Origin of the sequence: Senegalia massiliensis (assembly GCF_009911265.1) — a bacterium.
In the GTDB taxonomy this organism is placed as follows: domain Bacteria; phylum Bacillota; class Clostridia; order Tissierellales; family SIT17; genus Anaeromonas; species Anaeromonas massiliensis_A.
On sequence record NZ_QXXA01000001.1, the window covers coordinates 75,515 to 94,929 of the forward strand.

The 19,415-nt window shown below is 26.3% G+C and carries 21 protein-coding genes and 1 pseudogene; 19 read left to right on the plus strand and 3 right to left on the minus strand.

Annotation, left to right across the window (positions count from 1 at the left end):
- The first annotated feature begins 378 nt into the window (after positions 1-378).
- The 13 genes and pseudogenes from codY to D3Z33_RS00405 all read left to right on the plus strand — a co-directional run bounded on the left by codY (position 379) and on the right by D3Z33_RS00405 (position 11,870).
- Complete coding sequence (gene codY, locus D3Z33_RS00345) at positions 379-1,155, plus strand: GTP-sensing pleiotropic transcriptional regulator CodY (RefSeq protein ID WP_160195815.1); 777 nt, start codon at positions 379-381, stop codon at positions 1,153-1,155.
- A 59-nt stretch (positions 1,156-1,214) separates the two neighbouring features.
- Entirely contained in the window at positions 1,215-1,676 is a 462-nt protein-coding gene (locus D3Z33_RS00350) for a QueT transporter family protein (protein ID WP_160195816.1), read from the plus strand.
- Positions 1,677-1,838: 162 nt separating this feature from the next.
- Positions 1,839-3,071 carry an ATP-binding protein gene (locus D3Z33_RS00355; RefSeq protein WP_160195817.1) on the plus strand — a complete coding sequence of 411 codons (1,233 nt, stop codon included), beginning with the start codon at positions 1,839-1,841 and terminating at the stop codon, positions 3,069-3,071.
- 2 nt (positions 3,072-3,073) lie between these two features.
- Positions 3,074-3,403 (plus strand): annotated as a pseudogene (locus D3Z33_RS17065) (response regulator); the annotation flags it as partial.
- Positions 3,404-3,421: 18 nt separating this feature from the next.
- The gene (locus tag D3Z33_RS17070) at positions 3,422-3,925 is read left to right on the plus strand and encodes a DNA-binding domain-containing protein (RefSeq protein ID WP_347561156.1); all 504 of its coding nucleotides are present in this window, start codon (positions 3,422-3,424) and stop codon (positions 3,923-3,925) included.
- 101 nt (positions 3,926-4,026) lie between these two features.
- The gene (locus D3Z33_RS00370; RefSeq protein WP_160195819.1) at positions 4,027-5,430 is read left to right on the plus strand and encodes an alanine/glycine:cation symporter family protein; all 1,404 of its coding nucleotides are present in this window, start codon (positions 4,027-4,029) and stop codon (positions 5,428-5,430) included.
- A 122-nt stretch (positions 5,431-5,552) separates the two neighbouring features.
- Complete coding sequence (gene mnmA / locus D3Z33_RS00375) at positions 5,553-6,653, plus strand: tRNA 2-thiouridine(34) synthase MnmA (protein WP_160195820.1); 1,101 nt, start codon at positions 5,553-5,555, stop codon at positions 6,651-6,653.
- Positions 6,654-6,728: 75 nt separating this feature from the next.
- Positions 6,729-8,186, plus strand: coding sequence for an aminoacyl-histidine dipeptidase (locus D3Z33_RS00380; RefSeq protein ID WP_160195821.1), 1,458 nt, complete (start codon positions 6,729-6,731; stop codon positions 8,184-8,186).
- A gap of 19 nt (positions 8,187-8,205) precedes the next feature.
- Complete coding sequence (locus tag D3Z33_RS17075) at positions 8,206-8,586, plus strand: DUF1292 domain-containing protein (protein ID WP_347561133.1); 381 nt, start codon at positions 8,206-8,208, stop codon at positions 8,584-8,586.
- Positions 8,587-8,606: 20 nt separating this feature from the next.
- Positions 8,607-9,908: a M18 family aminopeptidase gene (locus D3Z33_RS00390; protein ID WP_160195822.1), complete on the plus strand. Its 1,302-nt coding sequence runs from the start codon at positions 8,607-8,609 to the stop codon at positions 9,906-9,908.
- A gap of 46 nt (positions 9,909-9,954) precedes the next feature.
- The gene (locus tag D3Z33_RS00395; RefSeq protein WP_160195823.1) at positions 9,955-10,791 is read left to right on the plus strand and encodes a Cof-type HAD-IIB family hydrolase; all 837 of its coding nucleotides are present in this window, start codon (positions 9,955-9,957) and stop codon (positions 10,789-10,791) included.
- 57 nt (positions 10,792-10,848) lie between these two features.
- Positions 10,849-11,034 carry a DUF378 domain-containing protein gene (locus D3Z33_RS00400; protein WP_160195824.1) on the plus strand — a complete coding sequence of 62 codons (186 nt, stop codon included), beginning with the start codon at positions 10,849-10,851 and terminating at the stop codon, positions 11,032-11,034.
- Between the two features lie 92 nt (positions 11,035-11,126).
- Positions 11,127-11,870 carry a peptidylprolyl isomerase gene (locus D3Z33_RS00405; RefSeq protein ID WP_160195825.1) on the plus strand — a complete coding sequence of 248 codons (744 nt, stop codon included), beginning with the start codon at positions 11,127-11,129 and terminating at the stop codon, positions 11,868-11,870.
- A 30-nt stretch (positions 11,871-11,900) separates the two neighbouring features.
- On the opposite strand, the gene D3Z33_RS00410 is transcribed toward D3Z33_RS00405, so the two are convergent.
- Positions 11,901-12,077 (minus strand): asparagine synthase, encoded by a 177-nt coding sequence (locus tag D3Z33_RS00410; RefSeq protein WP_160195826.1) that lies wholly within the window; start codon positions 12,075-12,077, stop codon positions 11,901-11,903.
- Between the two features lie 102 nt (positions 12,078-12,179).
- Between D3Z33_RS00410 and D3Z33_RS00415 the strand changes: the two genes are divergently transcribed.
- From D3Z33_RS00415 to D3Z33_RS00430, 4 genes are all read left to right on the plus strand, one after another.
- A complete protein-coding gene (locus tag D3Z33_RS00415) occupies positions 12,180-13,874 on the plus strand; it encodes a sensor histidine kinase (protein ID WP_160195827.1) in 1,695 nt (564 codons plus the stop codon).
- Positions 13,871-14,647 carry a LytR/AlgR family response regulator transcription factor gene (locus tag D3Z33_RS00420; protein WP_160195828.1) on the plus strand — a complete coding sequence of 259 codons (777 nt, stop codon included), beginning with the start codon at positions 13,871-13,873 and terminating at the stop codon, positions 14,645-14,647. Before D3Z33_RS00415 ends, D3Z33_RS00420 begins: the two co-directional genes overlap by 4 nt.
- A gap of 119 nt (positions 14,648-14,766) precedes the next feature.
- Positions 14,767-16,197, plus strand: a complete 1,431-nt coding sequence (locus tag D3Z33_RS00425) for a carbon starvation CstA family protein (RefSeq protein ID WP_160195829.1) — start codon at positions 14,767-14,769, stop codon at positions 16,195-16,197.
- A gap of 99 nt (positions 16,198-16,296) precedes the next feature.
- Entirely contained in the window at positions 16,297-17,250 is a 954-nt protein-coding gene (locus tag D3Z33_RS00430; protein WP_160195830.1) for a TIGR01212 family radical SAM protein, read from the plus strand.
- A gap of 18 nt (positions 17,251-17,268) precedes the next feature.
- Here the strand turns inward: D3Z33_RS00430 and D3Z33_RS00435 are convergent, their stop codons facing one another.
- Positions 17,269-17,436 (minus strand): DUF1540 domain-containing protein, encoded by a 168-nt coding sequence (locus D3Z33_RS00435; RefSeq protein WP_160195831.1) that lies wholly within the window; start codon positions 17,434-17,436, stop codon positions 17,269-17,271.
- Between the two features lie 89 nt (positions 17,437-17,525).
- Here D3Z33_RS00435 and D3Z33_RS00440 point away from each other — a divergent pair, with 89 nt between their 5' ends.
- Together D3Z33_RS00440 and D3Z33_RS00445 are read left to right on the plus strand one after the other, a co-directional pair.
- On the plus strand, positions 17,526-18,245 hold the full coding sequence (locus tag D3Z33_RS00440) for a pseudouridine synthase (protein WP_160195832.1): 720 nt from the start codon (positions 17,526-17,528) through the stop codon (positions 18,243-18,245).
- A gap of 9 nt (positions 18,246-18,254) precedes the next feature.
- A complete protein-coding gene (locus tag D3Z33_RS00445) occupies positions 18,255-18,806 on the plus strand; it encodes a DUF6648 family protein (protein ID WP_160195833.1) in 552 nt (183 codons plus the stop codon).
- Between the two features lie 21 nt (positions 18,807-18,827).
- Here D3Z33_RS00445 and D3Z33_RS00450 read toward each other — a convergent pair whose 3' ends face one another.
- On the minus strand, positions 18,828-19,334 hold the full coding sequence (locus D3Z33_RS00450; protein WP_160195834.1) for an endolytic transglycosylase MltG: 507 nt from the start codon (positions 19,332-19,334) through the stop codon (positions 18,828-18,830).
- Between the last annotated feature and the right edge of the window lie 81 nt (positions 19,335-19,415).

Genomic DNA, 19,415 nt, shown 5'->3' on the forward strand with positions numbered 1-19,415 from the left:
ATAAAGTATAAATTTTTTTGTTAAAATAAATTATAAAAATAATTAACAAGTTACTTTTAATTATATATTTTATAACATAGTGATTTACAGGTTTCCCGGGAAATATTAATTATAATTATAAAATTAGAGTAAATCGATATAAAAAAATAGTGCTTAAGTCCTATGGGTTTTTTCTAAATATTAAAAATATTTTAACCAATTCTCTTTTATATTTTAGTTGTTTAGGGTATAATTAAATTTATAAACATTACTTGCAAAATAAGTCGAAATAATATAGAATCTTTAATGTTGTATTGTTGTAAAAGAGTTTATATTTTAAAGATTTAAATAAATCAATATATTATTTTAATGTAATTGTTAATAAGGAGGAAGAATTGTATGTCAACATTATTAGAAAGAGCTAGAAAGCTTAATAAAATTTTACAAGAAGCAGGAAATGCACCTGTAAATTTTACTAAGCTTAGTAATAGTTTAAAAGAGGTATTAGATTCAAATACGTATGTTATAAGTTCAAAGGGAAAAGTAATAGGTCTTAGTTTGAGAGAAGATGCTGAAAACCCTATCATCGTAGACCCTGAAACAGGAAATAAGAATTTTCCTATAGAATATAACAATAAACTGTTAAGAATTGATTCTGTAATTCACAATATAACAGGTGATAATTTGTTAGAGATATTTACTGAAGACAGAGAAAGTTATGATAAATTTGCAACGATAGTTCCATTAAAAGGAAATGGAGAAAGGTTAGGAACATTAGTATTAGCAAGACCTGAAAATGAATTTACAGATAATGATTTAGTTTTAGTTGAATATAGTGCAACAATTGTATCTATGGAAATGTTACGCTCTAAAAGTGAAGAAACAAGAGAAAAAACTCGTAAAAAAGCAGTTGTTCAAATGGGTATTAAAACATTATCTTATTCTGAGCTTGAAGCTTTAAACCATATATTTGAAGAATTAGATAGTGATGAAGGGTTATTAGTAGCTAGTAAAGTTGCAGATAGAGTAGGTATAACTCGTTCTGTAATTGTTAATGCATTAAGGAAACTAGAAAGTGCTGGTATTATAGAATCAAGATCTTTAGGAATGAAAGGAACATATATAAAGATATTAAATGATAATTTACTAGAAGAGTTAGATAAATTAAAAAGATAATTTAAGAATTATATAGTGTTTCCTTGGTCCCACTAATTAAAAAACAAGGAGGGAAAGTTTTGGGCAAAATTAACACAAAAAAATTGACAAAAATAAGTATTGTAGCATCAATATATGTTATTTTAACAGTTGCATTACCATTTCTTAGTTATGGACAAATTCAATTTAGGATTTCTGAAATGTTAACACTTTTAGCCTTTTATAATCCTATGTATATATGGTCTTTGACTATAGGAACATTTATTTCAAATATGTGGAGTACCATAGGCATATTGGATATGTTAATAGGTACTATTGCTACATTATTAGCAGTTTATCCTATGAGTAAAATAAATAACATATGGATTGCTTCATTTTTTCCTGCTATATCAAATGGGTTAATAATAGGATTTCAATTAAATATATTAATTGGATTGCCTTTAATACCAAGCATATTTTATGTAGCACTTGGAGAATTTGTAGTAGTAACTATATTGGGAGTTCCAACTATGAGTCTATTAAAAAAATATATAAAATTTTAAAATATATTTATATAGGCATTATACTTTTTTCAAAAAGAAATTATGATTTCATAATTTCTTTTTTTATTTTTAGGAAAAATTTATTAGTAATGATATAATTGTATTAAATAGTTTTATAATTGTGAGGTGATTTTAATTATTAAAATAAAAAAAATATTAATTATGTTAATTGTCATGATTTTAGCTTCACAAATTTATATAGATATATTTTTTTCTAACTTTAGATTTTCTTTTGGGGCTATAATATTACCTGTAATTATATATAAGTATAGAGATATGAGAGTTTATTATATTGGATTTATAAGTGGTATAGCTTTATACATACAAAGAATTATAGTCTACTCATTTGGTAAAAGTAGTTTTTTAGAAAACGTTTTTTTATTTTGGCCTGAAGTTATTTTTTATACTATATATGGATTATGTTTTGTTTACGTAGTTAATAAAAATAAAAATATGAAAATACATAATTTATTTTTATCTCTAATTTTGATAGATTTTTTGTCAAATATAACTGAAATATTTATACTTACAAGTATAAGTGAAAATATTAATTATATTGAAGTAATAAAGTTATTAATTATAGTTGCTATAGTAAGGTCAAGTATTTCAGCTGTTTTCATAACAGGTTTAAAATACTATAACATGTTATTAATGAGAGAGGAACATGAGAAAAGATATAGAGATTTAGTTTGGATGTCATCTAAGTTAAAAACACAAGTTTATTGGATGGAAAAAAATATGATTTATATAGAAAATGTTATGGAAGATGCATATAATTTATTTGAAAATATAAAAGAAAGAAAAAATAGAGAGTTTTGGCAAAATAATTCACTTGATATAGCAAAAAATGTACATGAAATAAAAAAAGAATATGCACTAGTATTAGAAGGAATTGAAGATGTGGTAAAAGTTAATGTTTCAAAAATTGGAATGAGTTTTAAAGAAATTATATTAATACTTGAAGATAGTTTATATAGAATGATTAAAAATAGGAATAAGGTCATCGATCTAAATTTCTCTGAATACGAAAACTTTTATACACATAAGCACTATGAATTAATTTCTATATTTAGAAATATATTAACAAATAGTATTGAATCTATGGATAAAGGTAGAATAGAATTAATGCATAGTAAAAATGAAAATAGTCATATATTTATAATTAAGGATAATGGAAATGGTATAAAACAAGAATATATTAAGAATATTTTTAAAGCAGGCTTTTCTACAAAAATTAATTATGAAACTGGAAATATCTCAAGAGGTTTAGGGTTAAATTTAGTTAAAAAATTAGTAGAACAAGATTTTAATGGTAAAATATCTGTATTTTCAATAGAAAATCTAGGTACTAATTTTACTATTTCAATACCAATAAATTATTTAGAGGGGGAATAATTGTGAATATATTTATTGTAGAAGATGATATTAGCATTGTGGAAGTATTAAAGAAGATTATTTCTGATAGAAGTTTAGGAAATGTAATTGAATACTCTTTAAATGGTAAAGATGCTATAGAAAAAATAAAAGAATTTTTACCAGATATAGTACTTATAGATCTTTTTTTACCTTGACTTGATGGAATTTCTTTAGTTAAAGAAATAAAAGAGATATATCCTGATATTCAATTTATTATGATATCTCAAGTAAACTCTAAAGATATGATAGCAAAAGCTTATAAAAATGGTATAGAATACTATGTTACTAAACCTATAAATGCAATAGAAATTGAAACTATAATAAATAAAGTGAATACTAATATTGAACGAGAAAAAAAACTAGATAATATTAGACAATTAATAGGTGGGGCTAATATAAAATCAAATAGAAAAGAAGATTATGAAATTTGCTTAAAAAAAGTATTATATAGATTGGGAATAATAGGTGAAGCAGGTTCAACTGACTTAATAATAATTGTAGATAATATAATAAAAAATGGATTGAAAAATAAAAACTTTTCATTAAAGCAAATATGTAAGAAATATACTGATAATCCAAAAACCATGGAGCAAAGAATGAGAAGAGCTGCAAATGTTGCAATAGAGAATATTGCAAGTATTGGACTAGAAGATTTTATGAATGAAATATTTATGGACTATTCAAATAGTTTATTTAATTTTGAACAAATAAGAATTGAAATGAATTATTTAAAAGGGGTAACTTCCAAAAGAGGAAAAATAGATTTGAAAAAATTTTTATATGGGTTAGCATATCATTGTGAAAAAATAAACACTGAATATTCTGAAAATTAACCGTTACTATTTGAAACTTCATGAAACTCAAACAATATACTTTTATTAAGAAATTGTAAAGAGTAAAAAAATTACTTTTTCTTACTAAAAGGAGGGTATATATGGAGAGTATTAATGAATTTTTAAGTCGAATTTCTGATTATGTCTGGGGACCGGTAACTATTGTATTATTAGTAGGAACAGGACTATTTCTTAGTTTATTAACTAAATTTATTCAGTTTAGAAAACTATCTTTATCGTTGAAATTATTATTTTCTAAGGAGCATTCTGATGATGGTGATATAACACCATTTCAAGCTTTAATGACATCTCTTGCAGCTACTATAGGAACTGGTAATATTGCTGGAGTTGCTTCTGCAATAGTAGCAGGAGGTCCTGGTGCTGTATTTTGGATGTGGGTAAGTGCGGCTTTTGGTGGAGCATCAAAATATGGTGAAGCATTGCTTTCTATAAAATATAGAATCACAAATGAAGAAGGAGAGAAATCTGGTGGTCCTATGTTTTATATTGAAAGAGGTATGAAAGAACAATATGGAAGAAATTTCAAATGGCTTGGGTTAGCGTTTGCATTATTTGGTTTTCTTGCCTCCTTTGGAATTGGAAATATGGTTCAAGCAAATTCTGTTTCTAGAGCAATAAATGAATCTTTTGGTGTTAATGTATGGATTACTGGAATAGTAATGGCTTTATTAGTTGGAGCTGTTATAATAGGTGGAATTAAAAATATTGGTAAAGTAACAGATAAAGTGGTTCCTATTATGGCAATAAGCTATATAGTTGGAGCATTAATTGTACTATTTATGAATATGAGTTCTATTCCAACAGCTTTTAGTATGATATTTTCTAATGCTTTTACTGGTAAGGCAGTAGGTGGAGGAGTTTTAGGGACAGTTGTTAGATTTGGAGTAGCAAGAGGAGTATTTTCAAATGAAGCAGGACTTGGAAGTGCAGCGATTGCTCATGCAGCCTCTACTAATGATAAACCTGTAATTCAAGGGCTTATAGGGTCTTTAGGTTCAGTTATAGATACCCTTATAATATGCACTATGACAGCTTTAGTTATATTAGTATCAGGTATAGTTAATATAGGAACTGATGGAGTTATGTTTATAGAGGAAAGCTATAGGGGTGCTGCTCTTACTACTTATGCATTTGATATTGGATTACCTGTTATAGGAGGATATATTGTTTCTTTGGGGTTAATATTCTTTTCATTTTCAACAATACTAGGATGGTATTATTACGGCTCTAAATGCTTAGAGTATATATTTGGAGTAAAGGCAATTTCTTATTATAAAATAATATGGGTAATATTATGTCTTTCAGGTGCTGTATTTCCAATTCAAATAGTATGGACATTCTCTGATATATTTAATGGATTGATGGCAATACCGAATTTGATAGCTCTAGTTGCATTGAGTCCAATAATATTTAAAATGACAAAAGAATTCAATATGGAACGATTAAAAAACAAATTAAAAAATGATGAAGTAAAATCAGCATAAAGACATCCTAGCGGATGTCTTACTTTATGTTATAATATAGAAAAGTATAATTTATAGATTTAAAAATATATTTTAGGTAAAGATAATATTAAATATAGATAAAGATTTTAAGGAGAGGTATTATGAATAAGTCAAAAAAAGATACAAGAGTTGTAATAGGAATGAGCGGAGGAGTTGATTCATCTGTTGCAGCTTTATTATTAAAACAAGAGGGTTATGAAGTTATAGGAATATTTATGAAAAATTGGAATGAAGAAGATGAACAATATTGTACTGCAACAGAAGATTATGAAGATGTAAGAAGAGTATGTCAACAAATTGATATACCATATTATACAGTTAATTTTGAAAAAGAATATTGGGATAGAGTATTTACCTATTTTTTAGATGAATATAAAAATGGTAGAACACCTAATCCTGATATATTATGTAATAAAGAAATTAAATTCAAAGCATTTTTAGATCACGCTCTTAAACTTGGAGCAGATTATATAGCTACAGGTCATTATGCAAATATAAAACATATAGATGGAGAATATAAACTTTTAAGAGGTAAAGATAATAATAAAGATCAATCTTATTTTCTATGTCAATTAAATCAATATCAATTATCAAAATCAATGTTTCCTTTAGGAGATATTGATAAGCCTAAAGTTAGGGAACTTGCTCATGAGTATGATTTGGAAACTGCTGATAAAAAAGATAGTACGGGAATTTGTTTTATAGGTGAAAGAGATTTTGATGAGTTTTTAAATAATTATATTCCAGCAAAACCTGGTGAAATAAGGAGTATAGATGGTCAAATTTTAGGAAAACATAATGGTCTTATGTACTATACTAAAGGTCAAAGAAAAGGACTTGGAATAGGAGGAGTTGGAACTGGTGAACCTTGGTTTGTAGCTCATAAAGATCTTAAAAATAATATTTTATATGCTGCTCAAGGCTCCAGTAACCCTGCATTATTTTCAGAAGGGTTGATAGCTGAAAAAATCAATTGGATAAGTAATACTAAGCCAACAGAAGAATTTACATGTACAGCTAAATTTAGATATAGACAAAGAGATCAAGATGTTATAGTTATACCACTTGATGATAATAAAGCTAAGGTTATTTTTCATAAAAAACAAAAAGCAATAACTGAAGGTCAAGGTGTTGTTTTTTATGATGGAGATATATGTTTAGGTGGAGGAACTATTGATGAAGTTATAGAAAATTTAGATTAGTAAATCTTTATAGTTTTGTATCTTTAAATCATGGTATATAATATATATGTCAAGTATAAAAGAAAGGATGTTTATATGAGTGGAGTACTAAGAGATTTAAAACCAAGTGATGTCTTTTATTATTTTGAAGAAATTACTAAGATTCCTCATTGTTCTGGTGAAGAACGGAATATAAGTAATTATCTTGTTTCATTTGCAAGAAGTCATAATTTAGAAGTGATTCAAGATGAGGCTCTAAATGTTATAATTAAAAAGAAGGCAACTAAAGGATATGAAAATTCTCCAACTGTAATACTTCAAGGACATATGGATATGGTTTGTGAAAAGAATAAGGATACCGAACATGATTTTAGTAAAGATCCTTTAGATTTAAAAATCGAAGGAGATTTAATAAAAGCAAATGGTACTACCTTAGGAGCAGATAATGGTATAGCAGTTGCATATACACTTGCTTTATTAGCTTCAAGTGATATAGATCATCCAGAGTTAGAAGTAATTATAACAACTGAAGAAGAGACAGGTTTAGTTGGGGCTAGTAAAGCTAAAAAAGAAAATCTTAGTGGTAAAATACTTATAAATATTGATTCTGAAGAAGAAGGAATATTTCTAGTTAGCTGTGCAGGAGGCCTTAGAACTAAAATTGAATTGCCAATAGCATGGGAAACATGTAGTAGAAACACTGAATCTTATCTTTTATCTGTTAGAGGATTAAAAGGTGGACATTCAGGAATGGAAATAGATAAAAATAGAGGAAATGCAAATATAATATTAGGTAGAATACTTGATGATTTAAATAAGGAAATAGATTTAAGATTATATGAGGTAAATGGTGGAGCTAAAATGAATGCAATACCTAGAGAGGCAGACGCTAAACTTGTATTATCTATTGAAGAATTTAAAGATTTAGAAATAAAAATAAAAAAGTGGAATAAAATTCTTACAAATGAATTAAAAACAAAGGATCCTGGCATAAATATTAATATTGATAGAATAAAAGGTGATGCTAATAGAGTTTTTTCTTCAAAGACGTTAGATAAATTATTGTTATTATATAGACTTATACCAAACGGAATTCAAACTATGAGTATGGATATAGAAGGATTAGTAGAAAGTTCTACTAACCTAGGTGTAGTTACAACTTTTGATAGAAAGATTGTATTTGAATCAGCTATTAGAAGTTCAGTAGGAACATTAAAACAAGAAATATTAGATAGAAAGAAAGTGTTATCGAATTTTATTGGAGGAAATCTGATTCAAGAAGCAGAATACCCAGAATGGCAGTATGAAAAAGATTCATATATAAGAGAAGTTTTTATAAAATCATATAAAGAAAAATTTAAAGAAAATCCAAAAATAGAAGCAATTCATGCTGGATTAGAATGTGGTATATTCAAGGAAAAATTAGGAGATATAGATATGATATCTTTTGGTCCTAACATGTATGATGTTCACACTCCTGATGAAGCATTAAGTATTAGTTCAACTAAAAATATGTGGGAATTTTTAAAGTTAGTATTATCAAAAATAAAATAAAATTAAAGGAGTTTTTATAATGAGTAAACAAGAAAAAGAGTGTTGTAAAAAAGGAAGCCATGAACATAACCATGAATGCGGATGTAATAGTCACCATGATCATGAAGATAACCATGAATGTGGATGTCATGATCATGATCATCACGATCATAATCATGAAGAATTAGAAATGTTAGAATTGACATTAGATGACGATACGACATTAAAAACTTATGTATTAGGAATATTTGAAGTGGAAGATAAAGAGTATATTGCATTACTTCCTGAAGACGATGAAAGAGTATTATTATATAGTTATGTAGAAACTGATGGAGAAGTACAACTTAATACTATAGAAGATGATGAAGAATTTGAAATAGTATCAGAAGCGTATTATGAATTATTTTCAGAAGATGAATAAGAAATAAAGGGGGATTAAAAATGTCTGAACAATTAGATTTAGCAAAAGACTTGATTGAATTTATATATGAAAGTCCAACTCAATTCCATGCTGTTGAAAATATAAAAAATATACTTATAAAAAATGGATTTAAAGAACTAAAATCAACATCAAAATGGAATATTGAAAAAGAAGGAAAGTACTTTACTACTAAAAATGATTCAGCATTAATAGCATTTGTGCTAGGAAAAGGAGAAATAGAACAAAATGGATTTAAGATAATAGGTGCTCATACTGATACTCCTACATTTAGAGTTAAACCAAATCCAGAAATATTAGAGTCGGGAACATACTTAAAACTAAATACTGAGGTATATGGTGGCCCTATATTAAACACTTGGTTAGATAGACCTTTAAGTATAGCCGGTAGAGTTAGCTTAAAAAGCGATAATATGTTAAAACCTGATATCAAACTAATAAACATAAATAAACCTATTTTAATAATTCCTAACATTGCAATTCATATGAATAATAAAGTAAATGAAGGTATTGAATTAAACAAACAAAAGCATACTCTACCATTAGTATCTTTAATAAATGAAAATTTTGAAAAGGAAAATTATTTACTAAAACAAATTGCAAATAACTTAAATGTAAATATAGAAGATATAATAGATTTTGACTTATTTTTATATGAATATAATAAAGGTAATATTATAGGATTAAATGAAGAGTTTATATCTACAGGTAAATTAGATGATTTAGCAATGGTTCATGCAGGCTTAAATGCTATTATTAATTCAAAATCTACATATGCTACAAACGTATTGGCATGTTTTGATAATGAAGAAATAGGTAGTAGAACAAAACAAGGAGCAGCTTCACCTATGCTCAAAAATATATTAGAAAGAATTTCAATTGCACAGAATAAAAATAGAGAAGAGTTTATGATGGCTTTAAATAATTCATTTATAATTTCAGCAGATATGGCTCATGCTGTACATCCAAATTATACTGAAAAACATGATCCAACAAATAAACCTGTATTAAAAGGTGGTCCAGTTATAAAAATAAATGCAAATCAATCATATACTACTGATAGTGATACTTCGGCAGTGTATGAAATGATATGTAAGAATGCAGATATTCCATATCAAAAATTTGTAAATAGATCAGATGTTAGAGGGGGATCCACTATTGGCCCAATATCTTCAACACAATTAGATATTAGATCAATTGATATAGGCGGACCAATGCTCTCTATGCATTCCATAAGAGAACTTACAACTGTAGATGATCATTATTATACAAAAAAATCATTTGATGAATTTTATAAAATATAGGATAGCTTAAGCTATCCTATATTTACTATAATAAGAGGTGATATAAGTGAATTATAAATTAGTAGCTATTGATTTAGATGGTACACTTTTAGATGACAATAAAATATTAACTGTTGAAAATAGAGATATACTAAAGAAATTAATAGATAAAGGTGTTGAAATAGTAATAGCTACAGGTAGAAGATATTGGGCTGCAAAGAATTTCATGAAAGATTTAAATGAAAATATAGTTATTATATCAAATAATGGTAATGTAATAAGAAATATAAAGGATGATAAAATCATTTTAGAAAAATATATAAATAGAAAAGATTTTATTTATATTTTGGAACAAGGAAAGAAAAATAATTTATATCCAATAGTTCATATAAACGGGTATGAAAAAGGGTATGACTTTTTAATAGAAAAAAATCAAGATTATAAAGGATATAATAATTATCTAGACAATAAAGAAGATAGATGTAAAAAGATAAATAACTTTTTAGAATATAAAGAAAATAATATTATGGTATTATGTTATTTTGGTGATTATGAAAAATTAAATAGATTTATTAATATAATTTCTCAAGATGACAAAAGATTTTCATATCATATAATGACTAATTTAAAAAAGGTGGGTCCAATGCTCGAAATAATGAATCCTTTGGGATCAAAATGGAAGAGTATATTAGAATATTCTAAAGGTAAAGGGATTTCTAGAGAAGAGATAATAACACTAGGCGATGATAATAATGATATGGAAATGATTAAAAATTCCGGTTGTGGAATAGCTATGAAAAATGCTAATAAACAAGTAAAAGAAGTTTCCGATATAATTTCTAGTGAAGATAACAATAATTCTGGTGTAGCTATAGAATTAAAAAAAGTATTTAATATAAAGTAATATTTTTCTTCTTATTCAAATATAAATTAATAATAGTTGAATTGAGGAGGAGTAAACATGAAAATAATAAATCTTTTATCAGTTTTATTAATTTTAATAGGTGCATTAAATTGGGGTCTTGTTGGAATAATTAAACTTAATATAGTTGAAGCTTTGTTTAAGAAGGATAGCATTATATCAAGAATAATATATAGTTTAATAGGAATTGCAGGATTATATACAATTTTATATCTTATACTTTAAGAAGCATTTAGCTTCTTTTTTTTTGTCAAATTAGACAGATATAATTATATCTGTTATTATAATAATGAAACTATTATAAAGGAGAGTATTAGATGGACAATAAAGTATTAGCAACAGTAGAGGGAAGAGAAATAACAGAACAAGACATTCAGCAATTACTTCAAAGCTTAGGCCCGCAACAAGCTATGCAGTTTAATTCAGAAGAAGGTAAAAAAAGATTATTAGAAGAATTAATTAATCAAGAATTATTTTACCTTGATGCAAAAGATAAAAATATGGACGAAGAAGCTGAATTTAAATTTGAAATGGAAAGAGCAAAATCAAGTTTATTAAAGCAATATGCTATGAGAAGCTTATTGAGTGGTGCAGATGCATCTGAAGAAGAAGTAACTGAGTATTATAATGAAAATAAAGAATCATTTAAAGAGGGACAACAAGCTAAAGCTAAACATATTTTAGTTGAGAGTAAAGAAGAAGCTGAAAAAGTACAATCAGAAATCAATGAAGGATTAAGCTTTGAGGAAGCAGCTACAAAATACTCTACTTGTCCATCAAAAGAAAAAGGTGGAGATTTAGGATATTTTACTAGAGGAAGAATGGTACCAGAATTTGAAGAAAAAGCATTTAATATGGAAGTAGGAGAAATAAGTGAACCTGTAAAAACTCAATTTGGTTATCATATAATAAAATTAGAAGATAAAAAAGAAGAAAAGCAGTTATTATTATATGAAGTAAGAGATCAAATTAAACAACAACTTATTGGAATGAAGCAAAATAAAATTTATATCGATAAAACAAATGAACTTAAAAATAAATATAGTGTAGATAAAAAATAAGTGAAATGGCTCAAGCCATTTCACTTATTTTTATAGGTTGTCATTTTTGTGCTGAAAATAATCTATACTACCTAAAACTATATGTGCAAGACCGAAACCTACTACTCCCCATGCTAAACTTTTTTTAGCTTTTTGTCTTGAAATTAATCCAGCTGTAGTAACTACAGCTCCAAGCGCAGTTGGAATAGAACCTTCTTTTATATTCATAAATGTTCCTCCTTTCCAATATGTAGTTTATTATTTCCCAAAACTCCAAAAAAATGATAGGATAAATTAGGATAAAATTTTCAAATTGAAAAGAGGATAAAAATGGTTTTTTATATTTTAGGAAGTTTGATTAATAGCATAAGTATAATAGCAATACTTTCATTTATACTATCTAAGGTTTCAGTAGTAAGACAACTTATTTCTAAGAAAGAGTCAAACTATATAGATAAATTTATTTTTTCTATATTTTTTGGGATATTAGGTATAGTTGGAACATATTCAGGTATTCCTGTTGATGGTGCATTAGCTAATTCTAGAATAATCGGAGTTTTTGTAGGAGGACTTTTTGGAGGTCCATTTGTAGGAATGATGTCAGGACTTATTGCTGGAATACATAGATGGAGTATAGATATAGGAGGATTTACTGCTCTTGCATGTGCAATATCAACTACAGTAGAAGGTATAATGGCGGGAATGCTTAGTAAAAAGTTTTTTAGCTCTAATAATAAATGGTTATTTTCTCTATTCTTTGGTGCTATTGCAGAGGTAATTCAAATGATTATAATAATAACTGTAGCTACTCCCTTAAGTGAAGCAATAAATCTTGTTAGTATAATAGGAATACCTATGATAATAGCAAATGGAATAGGAATATCTATTACTATTGCTATAGTTAATAGTGTATTAAAAGATAAAGAAAGAGAAGGTGCATTTCAAGCAGAAAGAGCACTTAAAATTGCAAATGAAACTTTACCTTATTTTAGGCAAGGTTTTAATATTGAAACTTCTAAAAAAATAGCAGACATAATATATGATATGACTTCATTTAAAGCAGTTTCATTAACTAATAGAGATATTATACTTGCTCATAAGGGAGAAGGTGAAGATCATCATTGTGCAGAGAATAAAATAAAGACAGACTTAACAAAACAAGTTATATATTCAGGCAAATATAAAATAGCTAATAATTCAATAGAAATTTTATGCAAAAAAAATAAATGTAAATTAAGATCAGCTATAATTGTACCATTAAAAGAAGGAGAAAAAATAGTTGGAACTTTAAAGTTATATAAAACAAGAGAAAATTCTATTTCACCAGTTGATGTGAAACTTGCACTTGGACTAGGATCTTTATTTTCTACCCAAATCGAGTTAAGACGAATTGAAGAATATAAAGAGCTAGCGACTAAATCTGAATTAACTGCACTTCAAGCACAAATAAATCCGCACTTTTTATTTAATGCTATAAATACAATTGTTTCTTTAATAAGAACAAAACCTGATAGAGCAAGAGAACTATTATTACATTTAGGATTTTATTTTAGAAAAAACTTATATAAAACTGAAGAATTAGTAACTTTATCCACAGAGTTAGAACATGTAAAATCATATTTAGAGATAGAACAAGCAAGGTTTGGAGATAAATTAGATATTAAGTTCAATATAGAAAAAAACTTAGAAGTTAAAATTCCACCACTTTTAATTCAACCTATAGTTGAAAATTCTATAAAACATGGAATAATGAATAAGCTAGAAGGAGGAGAAATTATCATAAGTGCATTTAGTAAAGATGAGATGACTCAGATTACTGTTGAAGACAATGGAGAAGGTATAGAAGATAAAAAGGTTAAAGATATATTATCAGGAAATATAAATAACGAATCTATAGGGTTATTAAATGTACATAAAAGAATACAACTAATATATGGAAGTGATTATGGCTTAAATATTAAAAGTGATAAGGGTATGGGTACCGAAGTAACTATATTATTACCAAAAGAGGAAGTGATATTATGAAATTAAAAGTTTTAGTTGTAGATGATGAGCTTCCAGCAAGGGAAGAAATAAAATACTTATTAGAAAAATATGATGATATAGAAATAATCTATGAAGCAAATAATGGAATTATAGCATTTGATTTAATACAAAAATTTGAACCAGATATTATATTTTTAGATATTAACATGCCAAAAATTTCTGGTATAGAATTAGCAGATAAAATTATAAATACGAATAATATTAAGACTCCTTTAATAGTTTTTATTACTGCATATGATGAATATGCAATTAAAGCATTTGAATTAAATGCAATAGACTATTTATTAAAACCTATTGGAGAAAATAGGCTAGAAAAAACGCTAAAGAAAATAAAGAAAAATTTAAAATTAAATGATAAAAAAATGCAACAAAATATTGATACGATTGTAAATCAATTACAAAATAAAAAACAATCAGATAGTATTAAATTAACATTATATAAAGATGGAGCTTTTTATCCTATATCAACTAAGAATATTATATTTTCTACTGTTGAGGATAAAAATACAGTTATTATAACAACAAAAGGTAAGTTTATATATCATGATTCACTTTCACATTTAGAAAGAAATATAAATAAGAATAATTTTTTTAGATCTCATAGATCTTTTGTTATAAATGTTGATTATATCGAAAAAATAGAACCTTGGTTCAATAATACTTATAATGTTAAGTTAAAAGGATATAATGAAAACATACCAGTTAGTAGAGGTCAAGTGAAACAATTTAAATCGATAATGAATCTCATTTAAATTCACTTTAACTTCCTATATTGCAGTTCATATATTAATTAATACATTTAAGCTAAAAATAGTTTAATATATTCATATTAATTATATAATGAATCTATAAATTTTATAGGAGGGATTATATGGTATCATTTTTAAGTTCAATAGTAATTTTAATTTTAGGATATTTTGCTTATGGAGTCTTTGTGGAAAAGGTTTTCGGAGCAGATGAGAATAGAAAAACACCTGCTATTACTATGGAAGATGGAGTAGACTTTATGCCTTTAAGCTGGCCTAGAATATTTCTTATTCAATTTCTAAATATAGCAGGATTAGGACCAATTTTTGGGGCTATTATGGGAGCTTTATTTGGTCCAGCAGCATTTATATGGATTGTTTTAGGTAGTATTTTTGCTGGAGGAGTTCATGACTATTTTTCAGGTATGCTATCTGTAAGACATGAAGGTAAAAGTATTTCAGAAATAGTAGGTATTTATCTTGGAGAAAATGCTAGAAAAATTATGAGAGTATTTTCAGTTGTGTTACTTGTATTAGTTGGTACTGTTTTTATGACAGGACCTGCACAACTATTAGCTAATTTAAAATTTGCTGGACTTGGTAGCTTGAATATTTGGTTAGCGATTATTATAGTATACTACTTTTTAGCTACTATATTGCCAGTAGATAAAATTATAGCTAAGGTATATCCTTTATTTGGAGCTGCTCTTCTTATAATGGCTATAGGAATTGGATCTATGTTATTTATAAAAGGATATAATATACCTGAAGTTACTCTAAATAATTTTCATCCTTCTGGATTATCATTATGGCCTATGCTTTTTGTAACAATAGCATGTGGAGCAATAAGTGGATTTCATGCAACTCAATCACCAATGATGGCTAGATGTTTGCCAAATGAAAAATATGGAAGAAAAGTTTTTTATGGTTCTATGATAGCAGAAGGAATAATAGCCCTTATATGGGCAGCGGCTGCAATGACATTCTTTGATGGTGGTGTAGTTGGTTTAAATGATGCTTTAGTTAATGGAGGAGGAACTGCAGGTGTTGTAAATACAATATCTACTTCACTTTTAGGTAAAGTAGGAGGTATACTTGCTATGCTTGGAGTAATAGCAGCCCCTATTACATCAGGAGATACTGCTTTTAGAAGTGCAAGACTTGTAATAGCTGATGCAATAGATTATAAACAATCTAAAACAAAATCTAGGTTATTAGTAGCTATTCCTTTATTTATTGTAGGATTTTTGCTTACAAGAATAGATTTCACTATAATTTGGAGATACTTTGCTTGGTCAAATCAAACACTTGCAATGATAGTGTTATGGGCTACAGCAGCTTATTTAATAGTGAGTGATAAGAATCATTGGATTGCTACAATTCCAGGAACTTTTATGACGGCAGTAAGTGTTACTTATATATTACAAGCTCCAGAAGGATTTAAATTACCACAGACAATTTCATGTCCTGTAGGAATTATTGCAGCAATAATAGTCCTTGCTGGATTTTTATATAAATTCAAATGGTCAGTAAAAACTAGTATAAATAGAATATAACAAAAAATAAATAGCTAAATAGCTATTTATTTTTTGTTAATTGATAATTAGGGTAATTTAAGTTAAAATGGTAATATTCAAGAGAAAAAGGTGATTTAAATGGATGAAAATAAATATTATAGAGTATACTCTCAATTTTTAAGAAATAAGTATGGAGAAAAAGTATATAAACTTCCTATAAATATAGAAACAACTTGTCCTAATAGAGATGGCTGTGTTGGAACAGGCGGATGTATTTTTTGTGGAGAAGTTGGAACTGGATTTGAGTCATTATCTAATTCTATTTCTGTAAAACAACAATTAGAAAAGAATAAAGAATATATATCAAAAAGATATAAAGCTAAGAAATTTATAGCGTATTTTCAAAATTTCACCAATACCTATATGGAGTTTGAAAAGTTTAAGTATCTAGTAGAACAATCTGCTATAGAAGATGTAGTAGAAGTTTCAATATCTACAAGACCAGATTCTATATCAGATAAGTATTTAGAATTCTTAAAAGAATTTAGTGAAAGAAAAGGTATAAATATAACAATAGAATTAGGGCTTCAAACAGTAAATTATCATACTTTAAAGAAGATAAATAGAGGACACACCTTGGCAGAACTTATTGATAGTGTAATTAGAATAAAAAAATATGGTTTTAGAATATGTGTACATTTTATATTAAATCTTCCTTGGGATGATAATGTTGATGTAATTGAAAATGCTAAAATTATATCATCACTTGAAATAGATCAAGTAAAAATACATTCGCTTTATATTGTTGAAAATACTGTATTAGGAGATATGTATAAACAAAATAAAATAAACATTATATCTAAAGATGAATATATAAATCGTGTAATATTATTTTTAAAATATTTAAAAGAGGATATTGTAGTAGAAAGATTAATAGGAAGAGCGCCAAAGGAAGATACTCTTTTTGTAAATTGGGGTACCAGCTGGTGGAAGATAAAAGAAGAAATATTACAAAAAATGATAGATAATGAAATAACACAAGGAGAAAAATGTGATTATTTAAATGGGAAAGCTTTAAATAAATTTAGATAAAGGGCAATTGCCCCTTATCTATTTTTTTTCAAAAGTGCCACAATCAGTTTCTTGTACACTTTGAGCATTCATTGGTTTTATTTGTATTTTTTCAGCATTACAATAGTTACCTTCAGCATGATAATAACATGTGTTAACACTACATTTTACTCCAGGAAGATGTGAATTTGTTTTTTCAACAGACATAAACTTACCTCCTTTTATTTTGGAATAATTTTAGTATGTGTTAAAATATAAAATGTATTCTAAATAAAAAATATATGGGAGAGATTAAGTTGTCTAAAAAGGAAAGAATAGATAAAATCTTAGCTAATCTAGGATATGGTTCCAGAAAAGATATAAAGAAAAACATTAAATCTGGAATGGTAAAGGTAAATAATGAAGTTATAAAAAATAATTCTATCAAAATAGACCCTTATAAAGAAAATATAAAATTTAAAAACAAAAAAATTAATTATAGAAAATTTATATATTTAATGTTAAATAAACCATCAGGTGTTATATCAGCTACAGAAGATAATCATAGTAAAACTGTAATAGATTTAATAGATGATGAATATAAAGCTTTTAATCCATTTCCGGTGGGAAGGTTAGATAAAGATACAGAAGGTTTATTAATACTTACAAATGATGGTGATCTTGCTCATAAATTATTATCTCCTAAAAAACATGTAGACAAGAAATACTATGTTAAGGTAGAAGGATATCTTGATGAAAATGATAAAACAGCTTTTAAAGAAGGATTAGATATTGGAGAAAAAAATATTACATTGCCTGCTGAACTAGACATAAAAAAATCTAATGAAATATCTGAATGCTATGTTATAATAAGAGAGGGTAAGTTTCATCAAATAAAAAGAATGTTTATTTCTTTAGGTAAAAAAGTTATATATTTGAAAAGGATATCAATGGGAAATGTGGAGTTAGATTCAAATTTAAAATTAGGCGAATATAGAGAATTAACTAGTAAAGAGATAGATATTTTAAATAGATAGGGTGTAAAAATGATTTGTGATAAACAAGAAAGTAAATTTGAGAAATTTTTTAAACATAGAGATTCTTTAATAATGCAGTTTAAAATAGGAGATATTTCTAAAAGGGAATATATAATGGCCAATGTGAATTTTATAGAAAAATTAAATATAAAACCATTTAAAAAAATTGATAGTTTTGAAAAAGGAATGTATAATTATCAATATTATAATATGTTGGCAAAATATTACTATATGGAAGCAAAAAATTTAAAAGATAAAGGTGAACCATTAAAATATTATCAATCTTTTTTAGATGAAGGTTATTTTTATTATGGTGAAAAAGATAAATCAACTTTAAAGTTACTTAAATTTTTAAAATTTGAAAATATGGAAGCATATTATATAAAAGTTAATTCAGATAGTCTTCAAGGAAGATTATATGAAATTCATTTAAAAAATTATAATAAAGCTATACTTCACTCTAAAAGTTTTAAAATATTAGATATATTAAAAAAGGAAAAAGTATTTATAGCTAATAGTAGGAAATCATTAATAGATGAATATGTAAATGTAAAATATTAAGAAGGTGGCTTAGCCACCTTCTTAAATTTGATTTGCAAGAGTTTTAATTATAGTATCTATATTATCATTTTGCTTTAATACAAAAGTTCCAGGTCTTAATTTAGTTTCTAGGCCAAGATCTGATAAACGAAGTAAAAACTCTTCTTTATCATCAATTATATTGTTATCTAATAATGTATCAGCAATACTTTCTGATGATGATCCAGTTTCTATATTGATTTCTACATCATTAGAAGATACTTCTTCTTCATCTGTTGAGTCCTCTTCACTTTCATCTTTTTGGTTTTCTTCATTTTCATCACTATTGTTTTTCTCATCTTCTTTTTCATCATTAGGATTACTTTCTTCTTTAGGTTCTTCTATATTGGTATCATTTTCATTACTAGGGTTATCTACTTCAGTATCTGTAAATAATATATCTAATCTCCAAAAAATAATAGCTCCTATTAATATTATAACTAAAATAACTGTTATAAAATCTATGTAGTCATATATAAAGTCTTTTAGTTTTTCAAAAAAGTTTTTCATGATGTTCTCCTTTCTAACTTATAGGTTTAAATATTTAAAATACATATATAATCATATCATAATTAAGCTATAATAATCAAT